This is a genomic window from Ruegeria sp. BHSC223 (assembly GCF_059613025.1).
The window spans coordinates 557,156-581,341 of the sequence record NZ_JBXWRR010000001.1 but is presented as its reverse complement, the minus strand read 5'-3'; the positions used below and the strand labels follow the sequence as shown (position 1 = coordinate 581,341).

The following is a 24,186-nucleotide window of genomic DNA, read 5'->3' as shown; positions in this document are numbered from 1 at the left end:
TTGCAAGGCTGTGAAAAGTCTTTGTTTTCAAATGCTCAGGCGCGCGCGACGTCGTCCACGCGCAGCTGCACGCTCTGCCTGCCGCCCCAGGAATTGATCTCGAGCCGGCCGGCGAAATGGAACCGGGCGCCGCCGTGGTTTTCCAGTATCGGGCCGATCTCGCCATCAAAGGCGCCAAACAGGATCGCGTCCAGCCCGCCGCCCATTCCGTCGGCCAGCGACAGTTTCAGATGCGAGGCGCCGACCCGTTTGGCAAAGCGGATTTGCAGGTCGGGCAGGGCAAAGCGCGGGGCAGGGGCGCCGGCGCCGTAAGGGCCTGCCAGTTCGATCTGTTCCAGCAGCTCGACCGTGGCCGCGCCCGGCATCAGCACGCCGTCCAGCCGCATATCCGCCGGTCCGCCCTGTCCGGCACCCTGTTTGGCCAGCAGCTCCGACAACCGGTCCATCGCCGGTTCCAGCCGGTTGCGCATCACGGTCAGCCCGGCCGCCATCTTGTGACCGCCGCCCTTGACCAGCAGCCCCTCGGATGCCAGCCGCTGGATCGCCGCGCCCAGATCGACACCCGCCACCGAGCGGCCCGAGCCCTTGCCCTCGTCGCCGTCGAAACCGATGACGATGGCGGGCCGGTTGGCGGCATCCTTGAGGCGCGAGGCGACGATGCCCACCACGCCCGGATGCCAGCCCTCGCCCGCCGCCCAGACCAGCGGCGCCTCCAGCCCGCGGGTTTCGGCCTGATCCAGCGCGGCGGCGCGTACGGCGGCCTCGATATCGCGCCGCTCGGTATTGAGCAGGTCCAGCCGCTCGGCCAGCGCCTGCGCCTCGCTCATGCTGTCGGTGCCGAGCAGGCGGGCGCCCAGATCGGCCTGCCCGATCCGGCCCCCGGCATTGACGCGCGGCCCCAGCAGAAAGCCCAGGTGATAGGTGTTGGGCATGGCGTCCATGCGGGCGATATCGGCCAGCGCCACCAGACCGGGCCGCTGTCGCTGTGCCATCACCTTCAGCCCCTGGCGCACCAGCGCCCGGTTCGCCTCGACCAGCGGCGCCACATCGGCCACCGTGGCCAGTGCCACCAGGTCGAGCATCGCCATCAGGTCGGGGCCGCGTTGCCCACGCGTGCGCAGCTGGCGGCCCGCCTCGACCAGCATCAGGAACACCACGCCGGCGGCGCAGAAATAGCCCAGATCGCCGCTCTCGTCCTGTCGGTTGGGGTTCACCACCGCCACGCAGTCGGGCAGGGTCTCAGCCCCCAGATGGTGGTCCAGCACGATGACATCGGCGCCTTTGGCGGCGGCGATCGGGCCATGGCTCAGCGTGCCGCAATCGACACAGACGATCAGGTCATGGCTGCGGGCCAGATCCGCCATCGCCGCCTCGTTGGGGCCATAGCCCTCGTCGATGCGGTCGGGCACGTAAAGCGTCGCGGTCTGCCCCATCTCGCGCAGCCAGCAGATCAGCAGCGCCGCTGAACTGCCGCCATCCACGTCGTAATCGGCAAAGACCGCGATCCGCTGGCGCTCGGAAACTGCGGCCAGGAACCGTGTCGCCGCGATTTCCATATCCTTCAGCTTGCGCGGATCGGGCAGCAGTTCCTTGAGCTTGGGGTCAAGGAAGCCGCGCGCCTCGATCGCCGGGACCCCGCGCCGGGCCAGCACCTGGCACACCGCCTGCGGCAGGTCGGTCTGCTGCCGCATCATCTGCGCCGCCCGCTCGGTCTCCAGATCGGGGCCGACCCAGCGCCGCCCGCTCAGGGACTGTTCGATGCCCAGATAACTCACCACTCACCTCATGCGCAAAGGCCGGACCCGCCCCGGACCCGGCCCTTCATTTCGCCTCAAATACTCCCGCCGGAGGCTGCGGCGCCAGCCGCATCCCCCGCCAAAGGCTCAGACCGGGGAACGATAGCTCATCCGCCGCACCGAGCCGGTCTTGGACCGCATCAGCAGCGTCGTGGTCTCGACCCAACCCGGCTCGCGCTTGATGCGCGGCAACAGCGATCCGCCGGTCACGCCGGTGGCGGCAAAGATCACGTCCTGCGTCACCATCTCGTCGCGGGTATAGACGCGGTCCAGATCGGTGATGCCGGCCTTGGCGGCGCGGCCACGCTCGTCATCGTTGCGGAACAGGAGCCGGCCAAAGATCTGCCCGCCCATGCATTTCAGCGCTGCCGCGGCCAGAACCCCCTCGGGCGCACCGCCCGAGCCCATATACATGTCGATGCCGGTGGTCTCGGCCTCGGCGCAATGCATGACGCCCGCCACATCGCCATCGGTGATCAGCCGGATCGAAGCGCCGGTTTCGCGCACCTCGGCAATCATCGCCTCGTGGCGCGGACGTTCCAGGATGCAGACGGTGATGTCCGACGGCTTGCAGCCCTTGGCCGCTGCCAGCGCCTCGACCCGTTCGCGCGGCGACATGTCGAGCGACACGACGCCCTCGGCATAGCCCGGACCGATCGCCAGCTTGTCCATATAGACGTCGGGCGCGTGCAGCATCGAGCCGCGCGGGCCCATGGCGATCACGGTCAGCGCGTTGGGCATGTCCTTGGCGGTTAGCGTGGTGCCTTCCAGCGGGTCGAGCGCGATATCGACGCCCGGACCGTTGCCGGTGCCCACTTCCTCGCCGATATACAGCATCGGCGCCTCGTCGCGTTCGCCTTCGCCGATCACCACCACACCGGCGATGTCGAGCAGGTTCAGCTGTTCGCGCATGGCGTTCACCGCGGCCTGGTCGGCGGCCTTCTCATCGCCGCGTCCAATCAGCGAGGCCGAGGCCAGCGCTGCCTGTTCAGCCACGCGGGCAAGGCCCAGGGAAAGCATACGGTCATGAAATTCGGGCATGGCGGACATGAATAGTTCCTTGCAGATGGGCTTATTGACCCTCTAACGCAGCGCGGCGGGAGTCCACAAGCATGTTTGCGAAAACGGTTCGGGCGGGTCAGACCGCCTCGATCCTCAGCGCCACCGGTTCGGCGGCCAGAACACCCGTCGCCGTCATGGCGTCCAGCGCGGCGTCCAGATCGGCGCGCTGGGTCTTGTGAGTGACGATCACCACCGGCGCCTCGGCGCTGTCATGGCCGGTCTGGCGCATCCGGTTGATGCTGACCCCGGCATCGCCCAGCGCGGCGGCCACCTTGGCCAGCGCGCCCGGACGATCGGGCAGCAGCAGGCGCAGGTAATAGGGCGCCGGAGAGTTCGATTGCGCGCTGTCGGCCTCGGCCAGCGTGATGGCGGGCTGGCCGAATACCGGCAGGCGGAAGCCGCGCGCGATATCGCAGATATCGCCCAGTACGGCGCTGGCGGTGGGGCCTTCGCCCGCGCCGGGGCCGCGCAACACGATCTGTTCGACCGCGTCGCCCTCGATCACCACCATGTTGGTGCCGCCTTCGAGCTGGCCAAGCGGCGAGTCCGCCGGCACCAGACAGGGCCGCATCCGCTGTTCCAGCCCGCGCCCGCTGCGCTGGGCCACGCCCAACAGCTTGATGCGATAGCCCATGTCGGCGGCATAGGCGATGTCTTCGAGGTTGATGCGCTCGATGCCCTCGATGTCGATGCCGTCGAAATGCGGTTTGGTGCCAAAGGCGATGGCGGCTAGCAGCGCCAGCTTGTGAGCCGCGTCGATCCCGCCCACATCCAGCGTCGGGTCGGCCTCGAGATAACCCAGTTCGGCGCATTCCTGAAACAGCGCGTTATAGCCTTTGCGCTGCGATTCCATGCGGGTCAGGATATAGTTGCAGGTGCCGTTCATGACCCCCATCACGCGGGTGATCTCGTTGCCGGCCAGCCCTTCGGTCAAGGTCTTGATCACCGGGATGCCGCCGGCGACGGCGGCCTCGAACCGGATCACCCGGCCTGCGGTCTCGGCCTGCTCGGCCAGCGCCTGGCCATGGATGGCCAGCAGTGCCTTGTTGGCGGTGACCACGTCCTTGCCGGTTGCCAGCGCGGCCTCGATCGAGGCCTTGGCGGGGCCGTTCTCGCCCCCCATCAATTCGACGAACACATCGACATCGTCGCGGCGGGCGAGGGCGACCGGGTCGGTCTCCCAGGCGTAAGAGGACAGGTTGATGCCCCGGTCCTTGCCCGCATCGCGGGCCGAGACGGCCACGATCTGGATCCGGCGTCCGGTACGCGCCTCAAGCAGATCGGCCTGACGGCGGATGATGCGCACAACGCCGACGCCCACGGTTCCCAATCCCGCGATCCCAAGCCGCAATGCCGGTTTCATGCTGTCTGTCCTTTCTGCTCGTGCCTGGACCGGTCCTGCCGGACCGGTCCCTTGCCGCGTGCCTTAGCCCGTTCGGGGCGGGCGTGCAATCGTCGGGCGTGTTATTCGGTCTCGCTCCGCGAGGTGTCTTGGTCGGTCGCCTCTTGCAGGCGCCGGGCGCGCTGGGCCAATGCGTCGCGACGCGCTTCGAGGGACTTCTGAACCGCCAGGGCCTCTCCCTCGGGGTCGGCGGGCGGGCCAAGAGCCTCGTCCAGTGGCACCAGTTTGGGAAAACCCGCTTTGCGCAGATCAGGGCTGATCCGCTCGTTCAACTCGGGTACCTGTGTGCAGGCTGCCGCCAGCAGCAAAAGAGAAAGAAATGCGGATCTAGGCATGCGGCCACCGGACCTGTTGAAGGGTGTCCCTTTTGTCGTAAATTGTCGGCACCTGCGCAAGCGGGGCTTTTATCTGAACATATGTTCAGATAGCGTGGCCATATGGCACGTACCCAAGGTTCCCATTCCGATATCACCGGCCCGCGCATTCAGGACGCGGCGCTCAGGCTGTTTGCGCGGCACGGTTTCGCCGCCGTGTCGATGCGCCAGATCGCCGGAGAGGTGGGTGTGCAGGCGGGCGCGCTCTACAATTACACGCCGGACAAGCAGAGCCTGCTGTTCGGGCTGATGCACCGGCATATGGACGAACTCCTGTCGGCGCGCCAGCACCGGGTACGCGGGGATGCGCTGACCCGGTTGCGTGATTTCGTGGGGTTTCACATCCGCTTCCACCTGAACCGGCCGGACGAAGTGTTCATCGCCTATATGGAGCTGCGCAACCTGACGCCCGAGAATTTCGCAACCATCGAAGGATTGCGGCGGCGGTATGAGGACGATCTCGAGGCGATCCTGCGCGCCGGGGTGGAGGAAGGTGCCTTTGCGGTGCCCGATACCAAGATCGCGACCCTGGCGGTGATCGCGATGCTGAACGGGGTCAATACCTGGTACCGGGCCGAGGGGCGGCTATCGCTTGACCAGGTGGAAGGCATCTATTGGGACATGGTCCGCAAGGCGGTGGCGGCCTAGTCGTTTTCCGATCCGGAAAACGACCCGGAAAACAGATGTTTTCCGGGTCGGAATTCTTGCAGAATTCCGCGCGCCTCAATGCGCGGGGCGAATGAAGGTGCCGTTGCGCAGGTCGCGCATGGCCTGCATCAGCTCTTCCTGCGTGTTCATCACGATCGGCCCGTGCCAGGCCACCGGCTCGGCGATCGGCGCGCCCGAGATCAACAGAAAGCGTATCCCCTGCGGCCCGGCCTGCACCGTCACCTCGTCGCCGGTGCCGAAGCGGATCAGGGTGCGGTCGCCCGACAGGTCGCGGATATTGAGCTCTTCGCCCGCCACTTCCTTTTCCAGCAGCACACCGGTTGGCGCCGAGGCATCGGCAAAGGCGCCGGCCCCTTCGAACACATAGGCAAAGGCGCGGCGATAGGTGTCGATCCGGAACGTCTTCTTCACCCCCGCCGGGACGAAGATATCGAGATATTGCGGGTCGGCGGCGATGCCGTCCACCGGACCGGTCTTGCCCCAGAAGCTGCCGACGATCACCCGCACCCTTGTGCCGTCATCGTCGATCACCTCGGGGATCTCGCTGCCGCGCACATCCTGGTAGCGCGGCGCCGTCATCTTCTGGCTGGCGGGCAGGTTGCCCCAAAGCTGAAAGCCATGCATCTGGCCCTGCGGATTTCCCTTGGGCATCTCCTGATGCAGGATGCCCGACCCGGCGGTCATCCATTGCACGTCGCCCGCGCCCAGCGTGCCGGTATTGCCCAGCGAATCCCCATGCTCCACCGTGCCGGCCAGCACATAGGTGATGGTCTCGATGCCGCGATGGGGATGCCAGGGAAACCCACGCAAATAATCCTGCGGATGCTCATTGCGGAAATCGTCAAACAGCAGGAACGGGTCCAGCTCGGTCGGGTCCTGAAAGCCAAAGGCGCGGTGCAGCTTGACCCCGGCGCCTTCGAGCGCGGGGGTGGCGCGGCGGGTTTCAAGGATGGGACGAATGGACATGGTGGGGTCTCGCTTGGGCTGTGAAAGCTGGTGTTAAGATAGGGGGCGCCGTTGCCAAGGCAATTCCGCGTCGCGCCACCGGGCTTGTGCAGCGGTGCACAGCCGACGGATTGTCAGGTTCAGGTCTCGGCCCACCATTCCGCAGGTTTGCGCCGCTTGCCGTGCCCACGCGCCAGCCGCAGCGCCAGCTGGCGCAGCGGCGACAGCGCGAGCCGCAGCCACAACCGGTTGCGTCGCCGCGCATAGTCGCGGTTGAACGGGCAGACCCGCATGCAGATCGCGCAATCCGAGGCGAGCTTGGCCCAGAAGCCGAAACATTTCTCGGCATCCGAGGTCCATTTGCGCACGCCCTGGATGGCCGAGACATTCGGCGCCACATCCGAAGGCGGCCCATAGGGCAGCGCCTTGACCGGGCAGGCATCGGCGCAGGCCGTGCAAATGTCGCAAAAGGCGCGCACACCCTGTGGGCGCGGCACATCATGGGCCAGCGGCAGGTTGGTGAACACCTTGGAAAACCGCAGCCGGGGGCCGAATTCGGGCGTGATCACCATCTGGTTGCGGGCGTATTCGCCCAGGCCCGCCTTGACAGCATAGGGGATTACCAGTCCGGTGTCGTTCATCGAGGCCACGGCCTCGTATCCCAGATTGCGGATATAGGCGGCCAGTTGCATCACCACTGCCGCCTCGTGGCTGTATTCGCGTCCGGTGGCGGCCCCGGCCAAGGCCGAGGGGTAGGTGGCCACCAGGTCGCGCTCCATCTCGTGGCCCAGCACGATGACCGAGGTCAGCCCATTGGGCAGGCCGAGTGGTGCCTCGCTCATGTCGCGGGTATCGACGCGGGCGGTATAGTGCCAGCGTTCGTCCAGCTCGGTCACGCCGCACAGATCGGCACCAAAGAAGCGGGCGACGCGTTTGATCTCGGCGCTCATGGCGGCAGGGTCGTCGATATCGACCTGTTGCGGCGCCACCGGGGTGTCATAGCTGATCGGGGCCTGGAACCCCTCGCGCCGCCCCTCGGCGGCAAAGCGGTTGGTGACAACATCCGAGATCAGCCAGGCGGCGTTGCGCAGCGCGAAATCACGTTGGGTGAACCCATCGCCCCGGCGCGGTGCCGCCTCCATCCGGTAAGAGGCAAAGAAGGCATCCGTCTGTTTCGACCGCACCGACGGATCCCACATGGCGCGGGTGAACACGTCGTTGCGCTGGGAAAAGCGTTCAAACGCCTCGGTGGTTTCGATCCCGGCGGCGGCATCGGTCGGACGGGTGCGGTCGGGCCGGTTGGCGGGATAGCTCATGGGCGTCACGCTAACTCGGGGTTTGTGGGTAGGGCAAGATGCCTGTTCGGCGCCCGCGCAATCGGCTATGCAGGCGCAACGAACAAGAGGGCGACACCAGATGCAGGACGAGGTTTTGGCAACGATCGAGGCATCGGCGCCCCGGCGCTGGATGGCGCTGGTGGTGCTGACGGTATTGGGCGGGCTGCTGATTTATGTGGCGGTCGTAACGCCGCCGGCGGTGGTCTGGCAGGTCTTTCTGATCGTGCTCGGGGCGCTGACGCTGTGGCTGGCGCAGCGCATGTTCCTGGCGACGGCGGGGCGGGTCGAAATGACCGCGACCGAGCTGCGCGGCAGTGACGGCACCGTGATCGCCCGCATCGCCGATATCGAGGCGCTGGACCGGGGTGTGTTTGCCTTCAAGCCGTCGAACGGGTTCCTGCTGCGTACCTCGGTGCCGGGCGGGCGCACCTGGCAGCCGGGCCTCTGGTGGCGGATGGGCCGCCGGATCGGCATCGGCGGCGTCACCCCCGGATCGCAGACGAAATTCATGGCCGAGATGCTCTCGGCCATGATGGCGGAACGCGATGGAACCTTGCCGCGCTAAGCGTCAGACGCTGCCGGCGATCTCGTTGGTGAAACGGGGCCGGGTAAAGATAAACGTTTCCATGTCGGTGTCATCCAGCCCGACCCGGAAAGGCGATCTGTAGACGTTTCTGGTCTCGACCAGGATCAGCGTGTCCTGGTCCGACATCGGCGGCAATCGGGAACTGATGGACCCAACATTGGCGTTGCTCAACCTTTCGGGAAAACCGCGATTGGCCGACCAGCGTACCCGATGCCGATCACGCCTTCTCTCGTAACGCAGCAGCGAGATACGGACTTGGAGGCTGTCGGTATCCTGCACCATGCGTTCAAACAGTTCGACCATTGAATCGATGTAGGCGTCGTCGATGGTCCGCGTCTCTCGCGAGATAAGGTCGCCGATCGTATAGGCGGCCTTCACGTTCGAAGCTGCCTCGCGGTAGCCATCGAAGTAAGTGTAGCCGATCATGATGGTCCAGAACAGGATCGGTACCGTCAGCAACGCTTCGACCGCGACCGAGCCTTCCTCGTTCCGGCGGAACAGACGCAGCGAGTTCAATATGCGAGACATGGACATGGCTTTACAACGGCTCCTGCACAAAGACGGACATGGCCGTCAGGGCGTATTGGCCTTCGTCATTGGCCAAGGCGGCTCCCAGGGTTGAAGTCGGGAAGATCGGGTTGATCTTGGCGCAGGCCCGCAGGACCATCAGCTCGTTTGCCTGGCCATTTTCGAATTGTCGCACGGGGCGCGTCTCTTCGGAAAGGTCGGTACAGTCGGGAACGGCAGGCAAGGTGATGCCGGCATAGGGATCCTGACGAACCATCTCGAGCTTGAGGTTGGTGCTGCACTGGCGGATAAAGACCGCCTTGTCGCAGATCCTGTTCTTCAGCTCGTTATGGCCGGGATTGGACCCGGTGTTGAGACGCAGGTCACGTACCACCACATCCACAGCGCGTTCCAGCATTGCGTGGTTCAGCGTCATGAATGTCAGTTCGACCCCGGCAAGCATCACACCGATGACTGCAGGGAATACGATAACGAATTCGACTGTTGCGTTGCCGTCTTCGCGATTGCGGAACCGGCGCAGGAAATTGCCCAAATGCCGTATCATTGTGTCAGCCTCAGCTTGCGGATCGACGAGGCGATCGAGGTAAATGCGTCACTGATTTCCAGCCCTTCGGCGTCATAGTAGTGGCTGTCCGAGCTTGCGCAGCGCTTGAGCACCCGGCGACCGCTATATGGGGCCTCGAAACCGACCGTATAGACGATCACACCTTCGTCCTTGGCCGCGTCACAGATGTGTTTGGTCCGCTGGTCCTTGGCCGATGCTTCTTTCTTGGTAAAGGCTGCGCTGTACCATTCACCCCAGGCGCTGCTTGTGAACTCAAAGTTGTAGTACGCGTTGTAGGCCAGCGATACCTTATTGAAGAGCTCGGCATAGGTCAGCTGGACTGCTTCGCCAGGCTCGTCCTTCATCGCGCAGCTGTAATAGCCGCCTGAGGTATAGCCGCATGCCTCGCTCTGGCCGTTGCCATAGGGATGATCCGACCAGCGGTTCTGGTCCGGCCAGTAATAGCTGTTACCACCATTGTCGTGGTAGACGCTGAACGCATTGGTACTGTTTTTGTCGGGCGAGCCGCTGATCACGTCTTCGGCTGCGTTGTACCAGACCGGCGACAGGCCGGTGCGCAGCGACGGGTTCAGCATGTACTGGTTGGTGTTCTCGCCGTCGGACATCACGATCAGCACTTTGAGAACATCGCCAGAGTCATAAGCGCTGGGCCGGCCGGAGAAGATCGCGGGCACCTTGTCGTCTGCGATCAATCCGTTAATCACGCTTTGCGTGTTCGGATCCAGCATTACGACACCCCATTTGGTCCCGATATCGATCGAGGTGTTTCCGCGACCGGTCATCCCGTCGATATAGGTGTTCAGAACGGTCTGGTTGTTGGTGAATGGCAAGATCGCGGTGCTGTTGCGCACGGGGCAGACCGGGGTCTGAATCGGATCCTTGGAATAGGTGAACGGATCGAAATGCATCGTCCGCTCCAGCGGCGTTACACGCGACAGGCCGGGCTGGCTGAACTCGTCATCGATGAAATTCACGCAATGCGAGTAGGTATGTTCCTCGCTGACATTGTAGTAGGGCAGGATATCGGGGCCAGCGTTGACCTGAGATGCATAGGGGATGATCGAAATCGACACGGCTCCAGGTTCGGTCGCCGACAGCATGTGATCGACAAACTCCTTGGCCGCGATCTTGAGGTTGTAGAGCCGGCTGTTGCTGTTCATTGAGCCCGAAACATCGAGCACCAGCGAGATTTCCACGTTGCCGATGCTCTCCTCTGCGGTGCTGGCCGCGGGGATCGTCAGGCTGTCGTAGCCCGAGAGCTTCATGAAATGGGTCGGCAAGTCGGCGGTTGCGGTGGCGGACACCTTTCGGAAGCCAAGGCCTTCCTCAACCGTGATGCTGGAAAGGTATTCCAGCAAGCCCGCTTTCTCCAGGTAGCTGCGAACCACGGTTTCGGGTGCAACCAGTTGGTCGAGGTCGGCCGCGGCCAGAACCGCGCGGTCCATCGTATACTGCAGGGACGCTCGCTTTTGTTCATAGCGCATCAGGTCCACACCGATGCCGGTCGCACCAACCAAGGCAAGAAACAGGAACAATGCGAGGACCGTCATCAAACCGTCTTCTTCGCGAGCGAAGTTCCCGAGATGCGCCTTGAGCCTGGTGCGGATACGACGCGACACCGTGTCGATGCTGATCTGCGTATTGAACATTGTCCACCTACCTTTCCGGCAGAACCCCAGCCGGAGAATACAGTTCCAATTCACTGTTTTGCCTTGAGAAGATGGCAGGATTGGGGCGTAAATCGCCCGAAAGGGTGAATGTTAACCGCGTGTTAAAGACAACGCAGTCAAATGTTCGGACTTTGTTTCCCTGTGGCCGACAATGCCCTGGAACTGTCCCCCCAAGAATCGCCGTTCCCCCTGAATTCAGATTCTTCAAGCGATTAAAAATGTCGCACTCCTGTGACGAAGCGTCATATGTTGCCTGCGACAAGGTGTCATCATCCGAGTCGGAGAAGGTCATGGAGGATTTTGGTTTAATGACCCGCAAGAACGAACCCAGTTTCCGAGAAAGCGTGGATATGATGTTCAACAGGGCGGTTGCCCTGATGGACCTGCCACCGGGACTGGAAGAGAAGATCAGGGTATGCAACGCCACATACACGGTCCGGTTCGGGGTGCGCCTGCGTGGCCAGATCCAGACGTTCGTGGGTTATCGCTCGGTCCATTCCGAACATATGGAACCGGTCAAGGGTGGTATCCGCTATGCGATGGCGGTGAATCAGGACGAGGTCGAGGCGCTGGCGGCGCTGATGACCTATAAATGTGCCCTGGTCGAAGCGCCCTTTGGCGGCTCGAAAGGCGGCTTGCGCATCGACCCGCGCCAGTACGAGGAACACGAGCTGGAACAGATCACCCGACGCTTTGCCTATGAGCTTGCCAAGCGCGACCTGATCAACCCGTCCCAGAACGTGCCTGCCCCCGACATGGGCACGGGCGAGCGCGAGATGGCCTGGATCGCCGACCAGTATGCGCGCATGAACACCACCGATATCAACGCGCGGGCCTGCGTCACCGGCAAGCCGCTGAATGCGGGCGGCATCCATGGCCGGGTCGAGGCCACCGGGCGCGGCGTGCAATACGCGTTGCAGGAGTTCTTCCGTGACAGCATCGGCGTCGGGAAGTCGGGATTGTCAGGCAAGCTCGATGGTAAACGGGTGATCGTACAGGGCCTGGGCAATGTGGGCTATCACGCGGCCAAGTTCCTTAGTGAAGAGGATGGGTGCCTGATCACCGGCATCATTGAACGCGACGGCGCCCTGGTCAGCAACGAGGGGCTGGATGTCGAGGCGGTGCATAACTGGATCGTCAAGCATGGCGGCGTTACCGGTTTCCCGGACGGCACTCATGTGACCGATGGCCCCAAGGTGCTGGAAGAGGAGTGCGACATCCTGATCCCGGCGGCGCTGGAGGGGGTGATCAACCTCGGCAATGCCGACCGGATCAAGGCGCCGCTGATCATCGAGGCCGCAAACGGCCCGGTCACCGCCGGTGCCGACGAGATCCTGCGCAAGAAGGGATGCGTGATCATTCCCGACATGTATGCCAACGCGGGCGGTGTGACGGTGTCCTATTTCGAGTGGGTCAAGAACCTCAGCCATATCCGGTTCGGCCGCATGCAGCGCCGCCAGGAAGAGGCGCGCCACCAGCTGGTGGTGGACGAGCTGGAGCGGCTCGACCGCTATCTGGGCGACGCCTGGTCGATGACGCCGCAGTTCAAGGAGAAATACCTGCGCGGCGCCGATGAACTGGAGCTGGTGCGCTCGGGTCTCGATGACACCATGCGCATCGCCTATCAGGCCATGCGCGATGTCTGGCATGAGCGGAGCGATGTCGAGGATCTGCGCACCGCCGCCTATCTGGTCTCGATCGACCGGGTGGCCAAGAGCTATCGCGCCAAGGGCCTCTGAGGCGGGGCGCGGCATCGAAGACGCGGGGCGTGCGGGCAACCGGGCGCCCCCTTTTTGCGCGATCAGGGTCTGAAGTCATGTCGTGCCGGCGACAGGATTAGTCGCGGACAGACCAGTCTCTGTCGATTACGGTCTTGAGACCGCGCTCATCGGTGCTACTCGTTATGACAGCGATACCAGGTCGGCAAGGAGAGACGGCGATGCGGTTTTCGGGCCTTCGGGTGTTGAAGGAGGGGCTGACCGGCAACAAGGGCTGGCGGCCGCATTGGCGCGACCCGGCGCCCAAACCGGAATATGACCTGGTCATCATCGGCGGCGGCGGCCACGGGCTGAGTACCGCCTATTACCTGGCGCGCGATCATGGGCTGACCAATGTGGCGGTGCTGGAGCGCGGCTATATCGGCGGCGGCAACATTGGCCGAAACACCACCATCGTGCGGGCCAATTACTTCCTTCAGGGCAATTCCGAATTCTACTCGCACTCGCTGAAACTGTGGGAGGGTCTGGAAGAGGACCTGAACTATAACGTGATGCATTCGCAGCGCGGCATCCTGAACCTCTTCCATTCCGACGGCCAGCGCGATGCGGCGGCGCGGCGTGGCAACATGATGCTGAGCCAGGGCGACGATGCCATCCTGCTGGGGCGCGAGGAACTGCGCGCCAAGGTGCCCTTCCTCAATTTCGACGACCAGCGTTTTCCGCTTTACGGTGCGCTCTATCACCCGCGCGGCGGCACCGCGCGTCATGACGCCGTGGCCTGGGGCTATGCGCGGGGGGCGGACAGTCGCGGCGTCGACCTGATCCAGAATTGCGAGGTGACGGGGATCGACGTCGAGAACGGGCGGGTCACCGGCGTGCAGACGGTGCGCGGCCCGATCCGGGCCAAGAAAGTGGCGATGGTGGCGGCGGGCCGTTCCAGCCAGGTGGCGGCGATGGCGGGCATGCGCCTGCCGATCGAGAGCCATATCCTCCAGGCCTTTGTCACCGAGGGGCTGAAGCCGGTGATCGACCATGTGATCACCTTTGGCATGGGCCATTTCTATATCAGCCAGTCCGACAAGGGTGGGCTGGTCTTTGGCGGTGACCTTGATTTCTATGCCTCTTACGCGGCGCGCGGCAACCTGCCCACGGTGGAACATGTGATGGAGGCGGGCATGGCGCTGATGCCGATGATCGGCAAGGCGCGCGTGCTGCGCAGCTGGGGCGGCATCATGGACATGTCGCCCGATGGCTCGCCGATCATCGACCGCACCCATATCGACGGGCTCTATGTCAATTGCGGCTGGAACTATGGCGGGTTCAAGGCGGTGCCGGCCTCGGGCAACGTGTTCGCGCATCTCTTGGCAACGGACCAGTACCACCCGGCGGCAACACGGTTCCGTCTGGACCGCTTCCGCACCGGGCGCGGTATCCTGGATGAAGAGGGCACCGGCTCTCAACACAACCTGCATTGAGGGGGAGAGGCCGGACATGAGTATTTTTGGCGGAATGAAGAGTGGGGGACGGCGATGAGGATCACCTGTCCGCATTGCGGCGACCGCGACAGCCGCGAGTTTTCCTATAAGGGCCACGCGCTGGCGCTGGAGCGTCCGGCGCCCGAGGCAGGCGCCGAGGCCTGGGACGATTATGTGCATCTGCGCGAGAACCCGGCCGGGGAGACCCGCGACCTGTGGCATCACCATTTTGGCTGTGGCGCCTGGCTGGTGGTCACCCGCAACACGCTGACCCATGAGGTGCTGGGCTGCGAACTGGCCTCGGAGGCACGGCGATGAGGGTTCAGGGCAAGGGGCTGATCGACCGGGACAGGCCGGTCTCGTTCACCTTCGACGGGGTGGGCTACAGCGGGTATCAGGGCGACACGCTGGCCTCGGCCTTGCTGGCCAATGACGTGCGGCTGGTCGGGCGTTCGTTCAAATATCACCGCCCGCGCGGCATCCTGACGGCAGGAAGCGAGGAGCCCAACGCGCTGGTTACGGTGGGTCGCGACGGGCGGCAGGACCCCAATGTGCGCGCCACGGTACAGGAGATATACGAGGGGATGGAGGCGCGGAGCCAGAACCGCTGGCCTTCGCTGAGCTTTGACCTGATGGCGGTCAACGACCTGGCGGCGCCGTTTTTGGGGGCGGGGTTCTATTACAAGACCTTCATGTGGCCGCGCAGTTTCTGGGAGAAGCTGTATGAGCCGGTGATCCGCCGCGCTGCGGGTCTGGGCGCGTTGTCGGGGCAGGATAATTCCGACCGTTATGAGCGCGCCTTTGCCTTTTGTGATCTGCTGGTGATCGGCGCCGGGCCTGCGGGGCTGATGGCGGCGCTGGTGGCGGGCCGCGCCGGGGCCGATGTGATCCTGGCCGACGAGGACGCGCGCATGGGCGGGCGCCTTTTGGCCGAGACCTATGAGATCGACGGCAAGCCGGGGGCGGTCTGGGCCGAGGAGGCGCTGGCCGAGCTGCGCGGGATGGAGAATGTGCGTCTGATGACGCGCACCACCGTTGCCGGGGCCTATGATCAGGGCACCTATGCGGGGCTGGAGCGGGTCTCGCATCACCGCGCCGACCGGGGCGCGGGTGCGCCGTTGGAATGTTTCTGGCGTATCGTGGCGCAGCGCGCGGTGCTGGCAGCGGGCGCGCTGGAGCGCCCCATCGCCTTTGCCGACAATGACCGGCCCGGCATCATGACCGCCGGCGCGGTGCGTGCTTATCTGAACCGCTGGGGCGTTAGCCCGGGCCGCGCCGTCACCGTGTTTGGCAACAATGACGATGCCCATCGCACCGTGCGCGACCTGCTGGCGGCGGGGGTACATGTGGCGGCCCTGATCGACAGCCGTCATGACGCGCCGCGCCTCAATGGGGTGCGGATGATCCGGGGCGGTCAGGTCTGCGGCAGCGGCGGGCGGCAGGGGCTGGAGCGGATCACCATCCGCCATCCCGGTGGTGAAGAACGGATTGCCACCGACTGCCTGGCCATCTCGGGCGGCTGGAACCCCAGCCTGCACCTGACCTGTCACATGAACGGGCGGCCTGAATGGCGCCGCGACATTGCAGCCTTTGTGCCGGTGGCGGGCATGGTGCCCGGCCTGCGCGCGGCAGGCGCCTGCAACGGTGCCTTTTCGACCATGGCCTGTCTGCGCGAAGGGGCCGCGGCGGCGTCCGAGGCGCTGGGCGCGCTGGGGCTCAAGGCGGATCAGGGTACACTGCCCAAGGCCGAAGAGACGCCCTATGCTCTGGAGCCGCTCTGGGCGGTGCCGGGGCGCGGGCGGGCCTGGCTCGACTTTCAGAACGATGTCACCGTCAAGGACGTGAAACAGGCGGCGGTCGAGAACTTCCGCTCGGTCGAGCATATGAAGCGCTATACGACGCAGGGCATGGCGACCGATCAGGGCAAGAGCTCGAACGTGGCGGCGCTGGCGGTGCTGGCCGATGCCACCGGGCGCGGCATCCCCGAGACCGGCACCACCACCTTTCGCCCGCCCTACAGCCCGATTGCCATCGCGGCGCTGGGCGCGGGGGGCGAGGGCAAGGGGTTCCAGCCCGAACGCTTCACCACCTCGCATGCCGCGACCCTGTCGCGCGGCGCACCGATGATCGAGGCCGGTCTGTGGTACCGGCCCAGCTATTTCCCGCAGGCGGGCGAGACCGACTGGCAACAGAGCTGCGACCGCGAGGTGGGGTACGTGCGCAACGCGGTGGGTGTGGCCGATGTCTCGACCCTGGGCAAGATCGACATCCAGGGGGCGGATGCGGCGCGGTTGCTGGATTTTGTCTATACCAACATGTTCTCGACGCTGAAGGTCGGGCGGGTGCGCTATGGGCTGATGCTGCGCGAGGACGGTCATGTGATGGATGACGGCACCACTGCGCGGCTGGGCGAGGATCACTACCTGATGACCACCACCACCGCCGCCGCCGGGCAGGTGATGGCGCATCTGGAGTTCGTGACCCAGGGCCTGCATCCCGAATGGGACGTGTCGATCTGTTCAGTGACCGAGCAATGGGCGCAATTCGCCGTTGCCGGTCCCAGGGCGCGCGAGCTGCTGAACGGGCTGCTCGACACGCCGGTCGATCCGGCGGACTGGCCCTTCATGTCCTGCGGCGCGGTGTCGGTGCTGGGGGTTGGTGGGCGATTGTTCCGGATCTCGTTCTCGGGTGAGGAAGGATACGAGATCGCCGTGCCCGCGCGCTATGGCGCCAGCCTCTTCGACTTGCTGGTCCGTCGCGCCGAGGCGCTGGGCGGCGGTGCCTACGGGATGGAGGCGCTGAACGTGCTGCGGATCGAGAAAGGCTTCATCACCCATGCCGAGATCCATGGCCGCGTCACCGCTTATGACATCGGCATGGGCGGCATGGTTTCGGCCAAAAAGGATTGTATCGGCAAGACCATGGCGCAGCGTCCGGGGCTGGAGGAGCCGGGGCGCGAGCGTCTGGTGGGGCTGAAACCCATCGCCGCCGAGGGCAAGCTGCTGGCGGGCGCGCATCTCTATCGGCAAGAGGATGCCGCCCGGCGCGAGCATGATCAGGGTTATGTGACCTCGGTTTGCCATTCGCCGGTTCAGGGCCGCATGATCGGGCTGGGCTTTCTGGCCGATGGGCCGGAGCGGATCGGAGAGATCGTCAAGATGGTCGACGGGCTGCGCGGAGTGACCACCTATTGCGAGGTGGTCAGCCCGGTCTTCTATGACCCCGAGGGAGGGCGGATGCGTGGATAGGTTGTTCGCAAAGACGCCCTGTGCGGGGCAATTGCCGCTGAGCATCGGCGGCATGACGGTGAGCGAGGTGGAGCTGGGTCCGATGACAGCACTGTCGCCGCGCAAGGGGCAGGGGGCGGCACTGGCCGGGGCGCTGGGCGCGGCGCATGGGCTGGACTGGCCCGGCGCGGGCCGGGCCACGGCGGCGGGCGATGCGCGCGCGATCTGGTTCGGCCATGACAGCGTGCTGCTGACCGGCGCCGCGCCGGATGCGACGCTGGCCGGGCCGGGTGTGCTGGTCGATCAGTCGGATGCCTGGACGGTGGTGCGTCTTGACGGCACCGGTGCCGAGGCGGTTCTGGCGCGGCTGGTGCCGGTCGATCTGCGCGCGCCCGGATTTGGTCCGGGCGCCACGGCACGTTGCCGGATCGGGCATATGGCAGGCTCGGTCACCCGGCTGGACACTGGCGGATTTCTGCTGATGGTGTTCCGCTCGATGGCGCAAACCCTGCTGCATGACCTGAAATCGGCGATGGAAGCGGTGGCCGCGCGCGGGTAAGGTCCGGGGAACCTTCGAATCCCGGGAGACGACCCATGTACCGTTACGCCCTTGTTGCGCTGCTTGCGGCCTCGCCGCTGGCGGCGGCCGAAACCAAGCAGGAAAGCTGTCAGTATCAGGCCGATGTGGTGGCCGCGATCCAGCAGGCGCGGCTGGACCGGGTCAAGGAACGCGACGTGCCCGCCGCCGTGGCCGCCACCAACCCGACCTGGCCCGCGAACTATAATGCCGCCATCCCGCTGATCGCGCCCTGGGTCTATCAGCAGAAGATGCGCGATGTGCGTGAACAGGACCTGTCGGCGGCCTGGCTGGAACTGTGCCTGAAGCAATAGTCGCGCTTGTCCGGCCCTGACGGGCCGTCTTCGCTGTGGAAAAGGCGCGCCGCCCGCTTGGCGCGCCTTGCGCTTTCTGCCATCGTGGTCCCATGTCACTGCCCCCCGGATTTCTGGACGAGCTGCGAAACCGCCTGAGCCTGACACAGGTTGTCGGGCGCAAGGTCATGTGGGACATGCGCAAGTCGAACCAGGGCAAGGGCGACATGTGGGCGCCTTGCCCGTTCCACCACGAAAAGACCGCATCGTTCCATGTGGATGACCGCAAGGGGTTCTATTACTGCTTCGGCTGTCAGGCCAAGGGCGACGCGCTGAAATTCGTGCAGGAAACCGAGAATGTCGGCTTCATGGAGGCGGTCGAGATCCTGGCCCGCGAGGCGGGTATGACCATGCCCGCGCGCGACCCCAAGGCACAGGAGAAACAGGACCACCGCAGCCAGCTGGCCGAGGTGATGGAACAGGCGGTGCGGTTTTTCCGCCTGAACCTGAGCGCCGGGGGCGGCGCGGCGGCGCGCGACTATCTGGCCCGGCGTGGTCTCAGCGCACAGGCGCTGGAGCGCTGGGAGATCGGCTTTGCCCCCGATGGCTGGCAGGGGTTGTGGGACCACCTGCGCGGCAAAGGCGTGGGCGAGGAGCTGATCACCGGTGCGGGGCTGGCCAAACCCTCGACCAAGGGTGGCAAGCCCTATGACACCTTCCGCAACCGGATCATGTTCCCGATCCGGGACGCGCGCGGGCGCTGCATCGCCTTTGGCGGCCGGGCGATGGATCCCAAGGACAATGCCAAATACCTAAACTCGCCCGAAACCGCGCTTTTCGACAAGGGCCGCAGCCTGTTCAACCACGGTCCCGCCCGTACGGCGGCGGGGCAGGGCCAGCCGCTGATCGTGGCCGAGGGCTATATGGATGTGATCGCGCTGGCCGAGGCCGGGTTCGGCGCCGCCGTGGCGCCGCTGGGCACGGCCGTCACCGAACAACAGTTGCAGATGATCTGGCGCATCGCGGACGAACCGATCGTGGCGCTGGATGGTGACACGGCGGGCCTGCGTGCCGCGCTGCGGGTGGTCGATCTGGCGTTGCCGCTGCTCGAGGCGGGTAAATCGGTTCGGTTTGCAATAATGCCCGAGGGCAAGGACCCCGACGACCTGATCCGCGCCGAGGGACCCGCAGCCATGCAAAGCGTGCTGGATCAGGCCCGGCCCATGGTGCAGCTCTTGTGGCAGCGCGAGACCGAAGGCCGCGTGTTCGACAGCCCCGAGCGTAAGGCGGCGCTGGACAAGGCGTTGCGCGACAAGATCAAGCTGATCCGCGACCCCTCGATCCGCGCCCATTACGGGCAGGAGATCAAGGACCTGCGCTGGCAGCTGTTCCGGCCACAGCGCGGCCCGAAAAAGCCCTGGCAGCCGCGCGGTACTTGGAAGGCGGCGCCGGTTGCGGCCACACCGGGCACGCGGGCCTCGCTCTTGGCAAGTTCCGACGACGCGGCGCAGATCCGGCTGCGCGAGACGGTGATCCTCGCCGCCGCCATTGCCACACCTGAGGTGATCGTGCGGTTCGAACACGCGCTGGAACGGCTCGACTGCCGCGATCCCGACCTGGCGATGCTGCGCGATCTGGCTCTGCGCATCGGGATTGACGACCCGCAGGGGCTGCGCGACCGGATTGACGACAATCTCGGCCCCGAGGCCCTTGAAAACCTCTACGCGCTGCGCCATGTCCAGATTATCCCCTGTGTGCGCAGACCGGGCGATGTTGAGCTGGCGGAAATGACGCTGGCCGAGGAACTCGCAAAACTCCAGGCGCTGAGGGGGTATGACGCCGAGATCGAGGAGGCCCGAGAGGACATCGCCGAAGATGCCGACGAGTCGCTGACCTGGCGCGTTGCACAGGCCGCCGAAGAGAAACAGCGCGCCGCGCGCAGCCAGAACGAGGACAAGGCGCTGTTCGACGTGGCCGACAATGGCGCGCGAATCAAGCGCGACGAACGCGAGGCCTTTGACGCGATCATGGCGGGAATCGATTTTCGCCGGAAACGCCGCTAGCGCGTTTTCCGAAGGAAAAGGCAAAATAAAACCGGTAAACGGGTGGCCGAATCAATTCTGAGCACTAATGATTCGGCTCACACGAATCGCCCATCCCTGCAGGAGCACTGAATGGCCGCCAAGGACACCGCCGAAGACCAGAAGCCCGAAGACCAGGAAGACGAAGTCTCGCTCGACATGAGCCAGGCCCAAGTCAAGAAGATGATCGCCGAGGCCCGTGAAAAGGGCTATATCACCTACGATCAGCTCAACCAGGTTCTGCCGCCCGATCAGGTGAGTTCCGAGCAGATCGAGGATGTGATGTCGATGCTCTCCGAGATGGGCATCAATATCATCGAGGATGAAGAGGCCGAAGAGGAAGAGCAGAAGGGCTCGACCGACCTCATCACCACCGAAAGCAACCGCGAAGTTGCGCTGGCCGGCGCCCAGACTGAAAAGCTTGACCGCACCGATGACCCGGTGCGCATGTATCTGCGCGAGATGGGTTCGGTCGAACTGCTCAGCCGCGAGGGCGAGATTGCGATCGCCAAGCGGATCGAGGCCGGCCGCAATACGATGATCGCCGGGCTGTGCGAAAGCCCGCTGACCTTTCAGGCGATCACCATCTGGCATGACGAACTTCTGTCCGAGGACATCCTGCTGCGCGACGTGATCGACCTGGAGGCCACTTTCGGCAACCAGTTGGATGACGAGGATGACGAACCGGTGGTCGCAACCAGCGCGGTGCAAGCGGTCAAGCCGCAGCGCGAGGAAACGCCGGAATACGACGCCGACGGCAACCCGATTGTCACCGAGGATGACGATGACGAGGACGATCAGGCCAACATGTCGCTGGCCGCGATGGAGGCCGCGCTCAAGGACAAGGTGCTGATCACGCTCGAGCGAATCTCGTCGGATTACGCACAGCTGAGCGAGATGCAGGACAGCCGTATCTCGGCCACGCTGAACGAAGACGGCTCCTTCAGCGCCACGGACGAGGCGACCTATCAGTCGCTGCGCTCGGAAATCGTGCTGCTGGTGAACGAACTGCACCTGCACAACAACCGGATCGAGGCGCTGATCGACCAGCTCTACGGCATCAACAAGCGGGTGATGTCGATCGACAGTTCGATGGTCAAGCTGGCCGACCAGGCGCGCATCAACCGGCGCGAGTTCGTCGACGCCTATCGCGGGCGTGAGCTGGACCCGAACTGGCTGGCGGAAATGGCCGAAAAGCCCGGTCGCGGTTGGCAGATGTTCATCGAACGCTCGTCCGACAAGGTTGAGGAGCTGCGCGCCGACATGGCCCAGGTCGGTCAGTATGTGGGTCTGGATATCTCGGAATTCCGCCGCATCGTGCAACAGGTGCAGAAGGGCGAGAAAGAGGCCCGTCAGGCGAAAAAGGAAATGGTCGAGGCCAACCTGCGCCTGGTGATCTCGATTGCCAAGAAATACACCAACCGCGGCCTGCAATTCCTCGACCTCATTCAGGAAGGCAATATCGGCCTGATGAAGGCCGTGGACAAGTTCGAGTATCGCCGTGGCTACAAGTTCTCGACCTATGCGACCTGGTGGATCCGGCAGGCGATCACCCGTTCCATCGCCGATCAGGCCCGCACCATCCGTATCCCGGTGCACATGATCGAAACGATCAACAAGCTGGTGCGCACCGGGCGCCAGATGCTGCACGAGATCGGTCGCGAACCCACGCCCGAGGAACTGGCCGAAAAGCTGCAAATGCCGCTCGAAAAGGTCCGCAAGGTGATGAAGATCGCCAAGGAGCCGATCAGCCTCGAGACGCCCATCGGCGACGAGGAAGACAGCCAGCTGGGCGATTTCATCGAGGACAAGAATGCCGTGCTGCCGCTGGACAGCGCCATTCAGGAAAACCTCAAGGAAACCACAACCCGCGTGCTGGCCTCGCTCACCCCGCGCGAGGAACGGGTGCTGCGGATGCGGTTCGGCATCGGCATGAACACCGACCACACGCTGGAGGAAGTGGGCCAGCAGTTCAGCGTCACCCGCGAGCGCATCCGCCAGATCGAGGCCAAGGCGCTCCGGAAACTGAAACACCCCAGCCGCTCGCGCAAGCTGCGCAGCTTTCTGGACCAGTGATCAAGGCGCCCCCGCAAGGGGGCGTTTTCTTTTGGGACGCGGCTTGCACGACATGAACAGAGCGCAACGCCGTCTGCCAATCCTGTGCAGTTGCCTCTGTCGCAACGCTTGATCGGACGTGCCCCTCTTTTACGACAGAGCATGCATTCCCCTTCCTCTTGCCCGAAATATCCCGGGGTGAATGGGGCCAAGGGCCCCAGAGGGGCAGCGCCCCTGTTTCATCAGAGAGGCCGGAGGCGCCGTTCTTGTCTCAATTTCCTGCGGCAAATCCATGCGATCGGGCAATTTTTGCGTGCTCTCCCCTGTCTCTGCGCGCAGATGCGCCCTAGATAGGGCTTATAGGCAAAACGGATTGAGACCATGACCGGACTGACAAAGATTCTCGCCCTTGCGGTGTTTCTCGGGGCTGGCGCTCAGGCCCAGGCGTTGACCACGCGGATGGGGCACCGGGTTCTGCCGGTCAATGACGCGGTGTTCGAGGTTGTTCCGCGCGGCAAGCAGCGGGTCGGCGATTTCTGGTGCGCGGCCTCGGAATATGCCCGGCGCGAACTGGGCGCGGGCTGGAATGACCGTATCTATCTGGTGCGCGGGCGCGGGCCCAGTGTCACCACCGGGCGCAAGACGGCAGTGCAGTTCTCGATGACGTCCGAGGCGGTGGGCGTGACACCGCTGGAAAACGAGCTGACCACCATCCGCACCGGGCTCAAGGTCGGCGACAACATGACCGTCAACCAGGGCAACAGCTATTGCGAATTCGGCCCCGTGCGGCCCTGAGGCCTGGGGCGCCGCTGCCATGCTGACCGAATTTTCGATCTCGACCCGGGGGGCGGGCCTTTACGAGTTTACCGGCGAGGTGAACCGCTGGCTCGCCGGGCAGGGGGACGGGCTGTTGACACTCCTGGTGCGGCATACCTCGTGCTCGCTGCTGATCCAGGAAAACGCGGACCCCGAGGTGCAGACCGATCTGACCGCCTATTTCGACCGGCTGGTGCCGCCCGCGGATCACCCCTCGATGGCCTATCTGCGTCATACTTACGAAGGCCCCGATGACATGCCTGCCCATATCAAGGCGGCGCTGATGCCGGTTTCGCTGGGCATACCGGTGCGGGCGGGGGCGATGCTGCTGGGCACCTGGCAGGGTATCTATCTGGTCGAACATCGCCGCGCGCCCCATGACCGCCGGGTCGCCGCCCATTTCGCCTGACGCTTGCCGCCCATTATGTTGGGGCTGCAAATCTCCTCTACCCAAATCCTAGCGTTGGTCCTATAGTTGTGGATAAGTGAGCCGAAGCGTTCACAAAAGAGGCGGATTAACGGACGAGGAGACGGCGGATGCGCTGCCCGTTTTGCGGAAATATCGACACTCAGGTCAAGGATTCACGCCCGGCAGAGGATCATGTCTCGATCCGCCGACGCCGGTTCTGCCCCGCGTGTGGCGGTCGGTTCACGACATATGAACGGGTGCAGCTGCGCGATCTGGTGGTGATCAAGTCCAGCGGCAAACGCGAGGATTTCGACCGCGACAAACTGGAACGCTCGATCCGCATCTCGATGCAGAAACGCCCCATCGACCCCGAGCGGATCGACCAGATGATTTCCGGCATCGTGCGGCGGTTGGAAAGCATGGGTGAGACCGATATTCCTTCGAAAAAGATCGGCGAGATCGTGATGGAGGCGCTGGCCCGGATCGACACCGTTGCCTATGTGCGTTTTGCCAGCGTTTACAAGAACTTCCAGGCGGCTGACGATTTCGAGGACTTTGTCCACGAGTTGCGCCCGCCGAGCCCGCCAACCGAAGAGTGAGC

22 protein-coding genes are annotated in these 24,186 nt (G+C 64.5%); 13 read left to right on the top strand and 9 right to left on the bottom strand.

Features of this window, described 5'->3' with window-relative positions; all coding sequences use genetic code 11:
* Positions 1 to 35: 35 nt before the first annotated feature.
* From recJ to AC2FNY_RS02830, 4 genes are all read right to left on the bottom strand, one after another.
* Entirely contained in the window at positions 36 to 1,775 is a 1,740-nt protein-coding gene (recJ, locus tag AC2FNY_RS02845; protein WP_496801561.1) for a single-stranded-DNA-specific exonuclease RecJ, read from the bottom strand.
* Positions 1,776 to 1,883: 108 nt separating this feature from the next.
* Positions 1,884 to 2,837: a class II fructose-bisphosphatase gene (glpX, locus tag AC2FNY_RS02840; protein ID WP_496801698.1), complete on the bottom strand. Its 954-nt coding sequence runs from the start codon at positions 2,835 to 2,837 to the stop codon at positions 1,884 to 1,886.
* Between the two features lie 97 nt (positions 2,838 to 2,934).
* Entirely contained in the window at positions 2,935 to 4,221 is a 1,287-nt protein-coding gene (locus AC2FNY_RS02835; RefSeq protein WP_496801560.1) for a homoserine dehydrogenase, read from the bottom strand.
* Positions 4,222 to 4,322: 101 nt separating this feature from the next.
* Positions 4,323 to 4,595: a hypothetical protein gene (locus tag AC2FNY_RS02830; protein WP_234166735.1), complete on the bottom strand. Its 273-nt coding sequence runs from the start codon at positions 4,593 to 4,595 to the stop codon at positions 4,323 to 4,325.
* A 102-nt stretch (positions 4,596 to 4,697) separates the two neighbouring features.
* Between AC2FNY_RS02830 and AC2FNY_RS02825 the strand changes: the two genes are divergently transcribed.
* Positions 4,698 to 5,282: a TetR/AcrR family transcriptional regulator gene (locus tag AC2FNY_RS02825; protein WP_234136490.1), complete on the top strand. Its 585-nt coding sequence runs from the start codon at positions 4,698 to 4,700 to the stop codon at positions 5,280 to 5,282.
* Between the two features lie 75 nt (positions 5,283 to 5,357).
* On the opposite strand, the gene AC2FNY_RS02820 is transcribed toward AC2FNY_RS02825, so the two are convergent.
* Entirely contained in the window at positions 5,358 to 6,269 is a 912-nt protein-coding gene (locus tag AC2FNY_RS02820) for a pirin family protein (protein ID WP_234166734.1), read from the bottom strand.
* A gap of 119 nt (positions 6,270 to 6,388) precedes the next feature.
* On the bottom strand, positions 6,389 to 7,564 hold the full coding sequence (locus AC2FNY_RS02815; RefSeq protein WP_496801559.1) for a 4Fe-4S double cluster binding domain-containing protein: 1,176 nt from the start codon (positions 7,562 to 7,564) through the stop codon (positions 6,389 to 6,391).
* Between the two features lie 100 nt (positions 7,565 to 7,664).
* On the opposite strand from AC2FNY_RS02815, the gene AC2FNY_RS02810 reads away from it, so the two are divergent.
* A complete protein-coding gene (locus tag AC2FNY_RS02810; protein ID WP_234162438.1) occupies positions 7,665 to 8,150 on the top strand; it encodes a hypothetical protein in 486 nt (161 codons plus the stop codon).
* 3 nt (positions 8,151 to 8,153) lie between these two features.
* Here the strand turns inward: AC2FNY_RS02810 and AC2FNY_RS02805 are convergent, their stop codons facing one another.
* Genes AC2FNY_RS02805 through AC2FNY_RS02795 form a run of 3 tightly spaced genes read right to left on the bottom strand, consistent with a single transcriptional unit; the run spans position 8,154 to position 10,913 of the window.
* Complete coding sequence (locus AC2FNY_RS02805; RefSeq protein WP_234166732.1) at positions 8,154 to 8,699, bottom strand: hypothetical protein; 546 nt, start codon at positions 8,697 to 8,699, stop codon at positions 8,154 to 8,156.
* Positions 8,700 to 8,709: 10 nt separating this feature from the next.
* A complete protein-coding gene (locus AC2FNY_RS02800) occupies positions 8,710 to 9,243 on the bottom strand; it encodes a TadE/TadG family type IV pilus assembly protein (RefSeq protein WP_234136495.1) in 534 nt (177 codons plus the stop codon).
* Positions 9,240 to 10,913, bottom strand: coding sequence for a pilus assembly protein TadG-related protein (locus AC2FNY_RS02795; protein ID WP_496801558.1), 1,674 nt, complete (start codon positions 10,911 to 10,913; stop codon positions 9,240 to 9,242). The genes AC2FNY_RS02800 and AC2FNY_RS02795 overlap by 4 nt, the downstream gene beginning before the upstream one ends.
* 329 nt (positions 10,914 to 11,242) lie before the next feature.
* Between AC2FNY_RS02795 and AC2FNY_RS02790 the strand changes: the two genes are divergently transcribed.
* The 11 genes from AC2FNY_RS02790 (at position 11,243) to nrdR (ending at position 24,184) form a co-directional block, all read left to right on the top strand.
* The gene (locus tag AC2FNY_RS02790; RefSeq protein ID WP_496801557.1) at positions 11,243 to 12,673 is read left to right on the top strand and encodes a Glu/Leu/Phe/Val family dehydrogenase; all 1,431 of its coding nucleotides are present in this window, start codon (positions 11,243 to 11,245) and stop codon (positions 12,671 to 12,673) included.
* A 200-nt stretch (positions 12,674 to 12,873) separates the two neighbouring features.
* Positions 12,874 to 14,127, top strand: coding sequence for a sarcosine oxidase subunit beta family protein (locus tag AC2FNY_RS02785; RefSeq protein WP_234169898.1), 1,254 nt, complete (start codon positions 12,874 to 12,876; stop codon positions 14,125 to 14,127).
* A gap of 54 nt (positions 14,128 to 14,181) precedes the next feature.
* Entirely contained in the window at positions 14,182 to 14,445 is a 264-nt protein-coding gene (locus AC2FNY_RS02780) for a sarcosine oxidase subunit delta (protein WP_496801556.1), read from the top strand.
* On the top strand, positions 14,442 to 17,375 hold the full coding sequence (locus tag AC2FNY_RS02775; RefSeq protein ID WP_496801555.1) for a sarcosine oxidase subunit alpha family protein: 2,934 nt from the start codon (positions 14,442 to 14,444) through the stop codon (positions 17,373 to 17,375). The genes AC2FNY_RS02780 and AC2FNY_RS02775 overlap by 4 nt, the downstream gene beginning before the upstream one ends.
* Entirely contained in the window at positions 17,368 to 17,913 is a 546-nt protein-coding gene (locus tag AC2FNY_RS02770) for a sarcosine oxidase subunit gamma (protein ID WP_496801554.1), read from the top strand. The genes AC2FNY_RS02775 and AC2FNY_RS02770 overlap by 8 nt, the downstream gene beginning before the upstream one ends.
* 35 nt (positions 17,914 to 17,948) lie before the next feature.
* Positions 17,949 to 18,245, top strand: coding sequence for a hypothetical protein (locus AC2FNY_RS02765; protein WP_234136502.1), 297 nt, complete (start codon positions 17,949 to 17,951; stop codon positions 18,243 to 18,245).
* Between the two features lie 92 nt (positions 18,246 to 18,337).
* Positions 18,338 to 20,287, top strand: coding sequence for a DNA primase (gene dnaG / locus AC2FNY_RS02760; RefSeq protein WP_496801553.1), 1,950 nt, complete (start codon positions 18,338 to 18,340; stop codon positions 20,285 to 20,287).
* Positions 20,288 to 20,398: 111 nt separating this feature from the next.
* Entirely contained in the window at positions 20,399 to 22,381 is a 1,983-nt protein-coding gene (gene rpoD, locus AC2FNY_RS02755) for an RNA polymerase sigma factor RpoD (RefSeq protein ID WP_234162443.1), read from the top strand.
* A gap of 360 nt (positions 22,382 to 22,741) precedes the next feature.
* Complete coding sequence (locus AC2FNY_RS02750) at positions 22,742 to 23,155, top strand: hypothetical protein (protein WP_496801552.1); 414 nt, start codon at positions 22,742 to 22,744, stop codon at positions 23,153 to 23,155.
* A gap of 19 nt (positions 23,156 to 23,174) precedes the next feature.
* On the top strand, positions 23,175 to 23,585 hold the full coding sequence (locus tag AC2FNY_RS02745; RefSeq protein WP_496801551.1) for a secondary thiamine-phosphate synthase enzyme YjbQ: 411 nt from the start codon (positions 23,175 to 23,177) through the stop codon (positions 23,583 to 23,585).
* Positions 23,586 to 23,713: 128 nt separating this feature from the next.
* The gene (gene nrdR / locus AC2FNY_RS02740) at positions 23,714 to 24,184 is read left to right on the top strand and encodes a transcriptional regulator NrdR (RefSeq protein ID WP_234136505.1); all 471 of its coding nucleotides are present in this window, start codon (positions 23,714 to 23,716) and stop codon (positions 24,182 to 24,184) included.
* Positions 24,185 to 24,186: the final 2 nt, after the last annotated feature.

Excerpts from the sequence above, each read along its gene's own strand:
- glpX (WP_496801698.1), bottom strand. The coding sequence starts at position 2,837 with ATGCCCGAATTTCATGACCGTATGCTTTCCCTGGGCCTTGCCCGCGTG.
- AC2FNY_RS02835 (WP_496801560.1), bottom strand. The coding sequence starts at position 4,221 with ATGAAACCGGCATTGCGGCTTGGGATCGCGGGATTGGGAACCGTGGGC.
- AC2FNY_RS02830 (WP_234166735.1), bottom strand. The coding sequence starts at position 4,595 with ATGCCTAGATCCGCATTTCTTTCTCTTTTGCTGCTGGCGGCAGCCTGC.
- AC2FNY_RS02825 (WP_234136490.1), top strand. The coding sequence starts at position 4,698 with ATGGCACGTACCCAAGGTTCCCATTCCGATATCACCGGCCCGCGCATT.
- AC2FNY_RS02820 (WP_234166734.1), bottom strand. The coding sequence starts at position 6,269 with ATGTCCATTCGTCCCATCCTTGAAACCCGCCGCGCCACCCCCGCGCTC.
- AC2FNY_RS02815 (WP_496801559.1), bottom strand. The coding sequence starts at position 7,564 with ATGAGCTATCCCGCCAACCGGCCCGACCGCACCCGTCCGACCGATGCC.
- AC2FNY_RS02810 (WP_234162438.1), top strand. The coding sequence starts at position 7,665 with ATGCAGGACGAGGTTTTGGCAACGATCGAGGCATCGGCGCCCCGGCGC.
- AC2FNY_RS02805 (WP_234166732.1), bottom strand. The coding sequence starts at position 8,699 with ATGTCTCGCATATTGAACTCGCTGCGTCTGTTCCGCCGGAACGAGGAA.
- AC2FNY_RS02800 (WP_234136495.1), bottom strand. The coding sequence starts at position 9,243 with ATGATACGGCATTTGGGCAATTTCCTGCGCCGGTTCCGCAATCGCGAA.
- AC2FNY_RS02795 (WP_496801558.1), bottom strand. The coding sequence starts at position 10,913 with ATGTTCAATACGCAGATCAGCATCGACACGGTGTCGCGTCGTATCCGC.
- AC2FNY_RS02790 (WP_496801557.1), top strand. The coding sequence starts at position 11,243 with ATGACCCGCAAGAACGAACCCAGTTTCCGAGAAAGCGTGGATATGATG.
- AC2FNY_RS02785 (WP_234169898.1), top strand. The coding sequence starts at position 12,874 with ATGCGGTTTTCGGGCCTTCGGGTGTTGAAGGAGGGGCTGACCGGCAAC.
- AC2FNY_RS02780 (WP_496801556.1), top strand. The coding sequence starts at position 14,182 with ATGAGGATCACCTGTCCGCATTGCGGCGACCGCGACAGCCGCGAGTTT.
- AC2FNY_RS02775 (WP_496801555.1), top strand. The coding sequence starts at position 14,442 with ATGAGGGTTCAGGGCAAGGGGCTGATCGACCGGGACAGGCCGGTCTCG.
- AC2FNY_RS02765 (WP_234136502.1), top strand. The coding sequence starts at position 17,949 with ATGTACCGTTACGCCCTTGTTGCGCTGCTTGCGGCCTCGCCGCTGGCG.
- dnaG (WP_496801553.1), top strand. The coding sequence starts at position 18,338 with ATGTCACTGCCCCCCGGATTTCTGGACGAGCTGCGAAACCGCCTGAGC.
- rpoD (WP_234162443.1), top strand. The coding sequence starts at position 20,399 with ATGGCCGCCAAGGACACCGCCGAAGACCAGAAGCCCGAAGACCAGGAA.
- AC2FNY_RS02750 (WP_496801552.1), top strand. The coding sequence starts at position 22,742 with ATGACCGGACTGACAAAGATTCTCGCCCTTGCGGTGTTTCTCGGGGCT.
- AC2FNY_RS02745 (WP_496801551.1), top strand. The coding sequence starts at position 23,175 with ATGCTGACCGAATTTTCGATCTCGACCCGGGGGGCGGGCCTTTACGAG.
- nrdR (WP_234136505.1), top strand. The coding sequence starts at position 23,714 with ATGCGCTGCCCGTTTTGCGGAAATATCGACACTCAGGTCAAGGATTCA.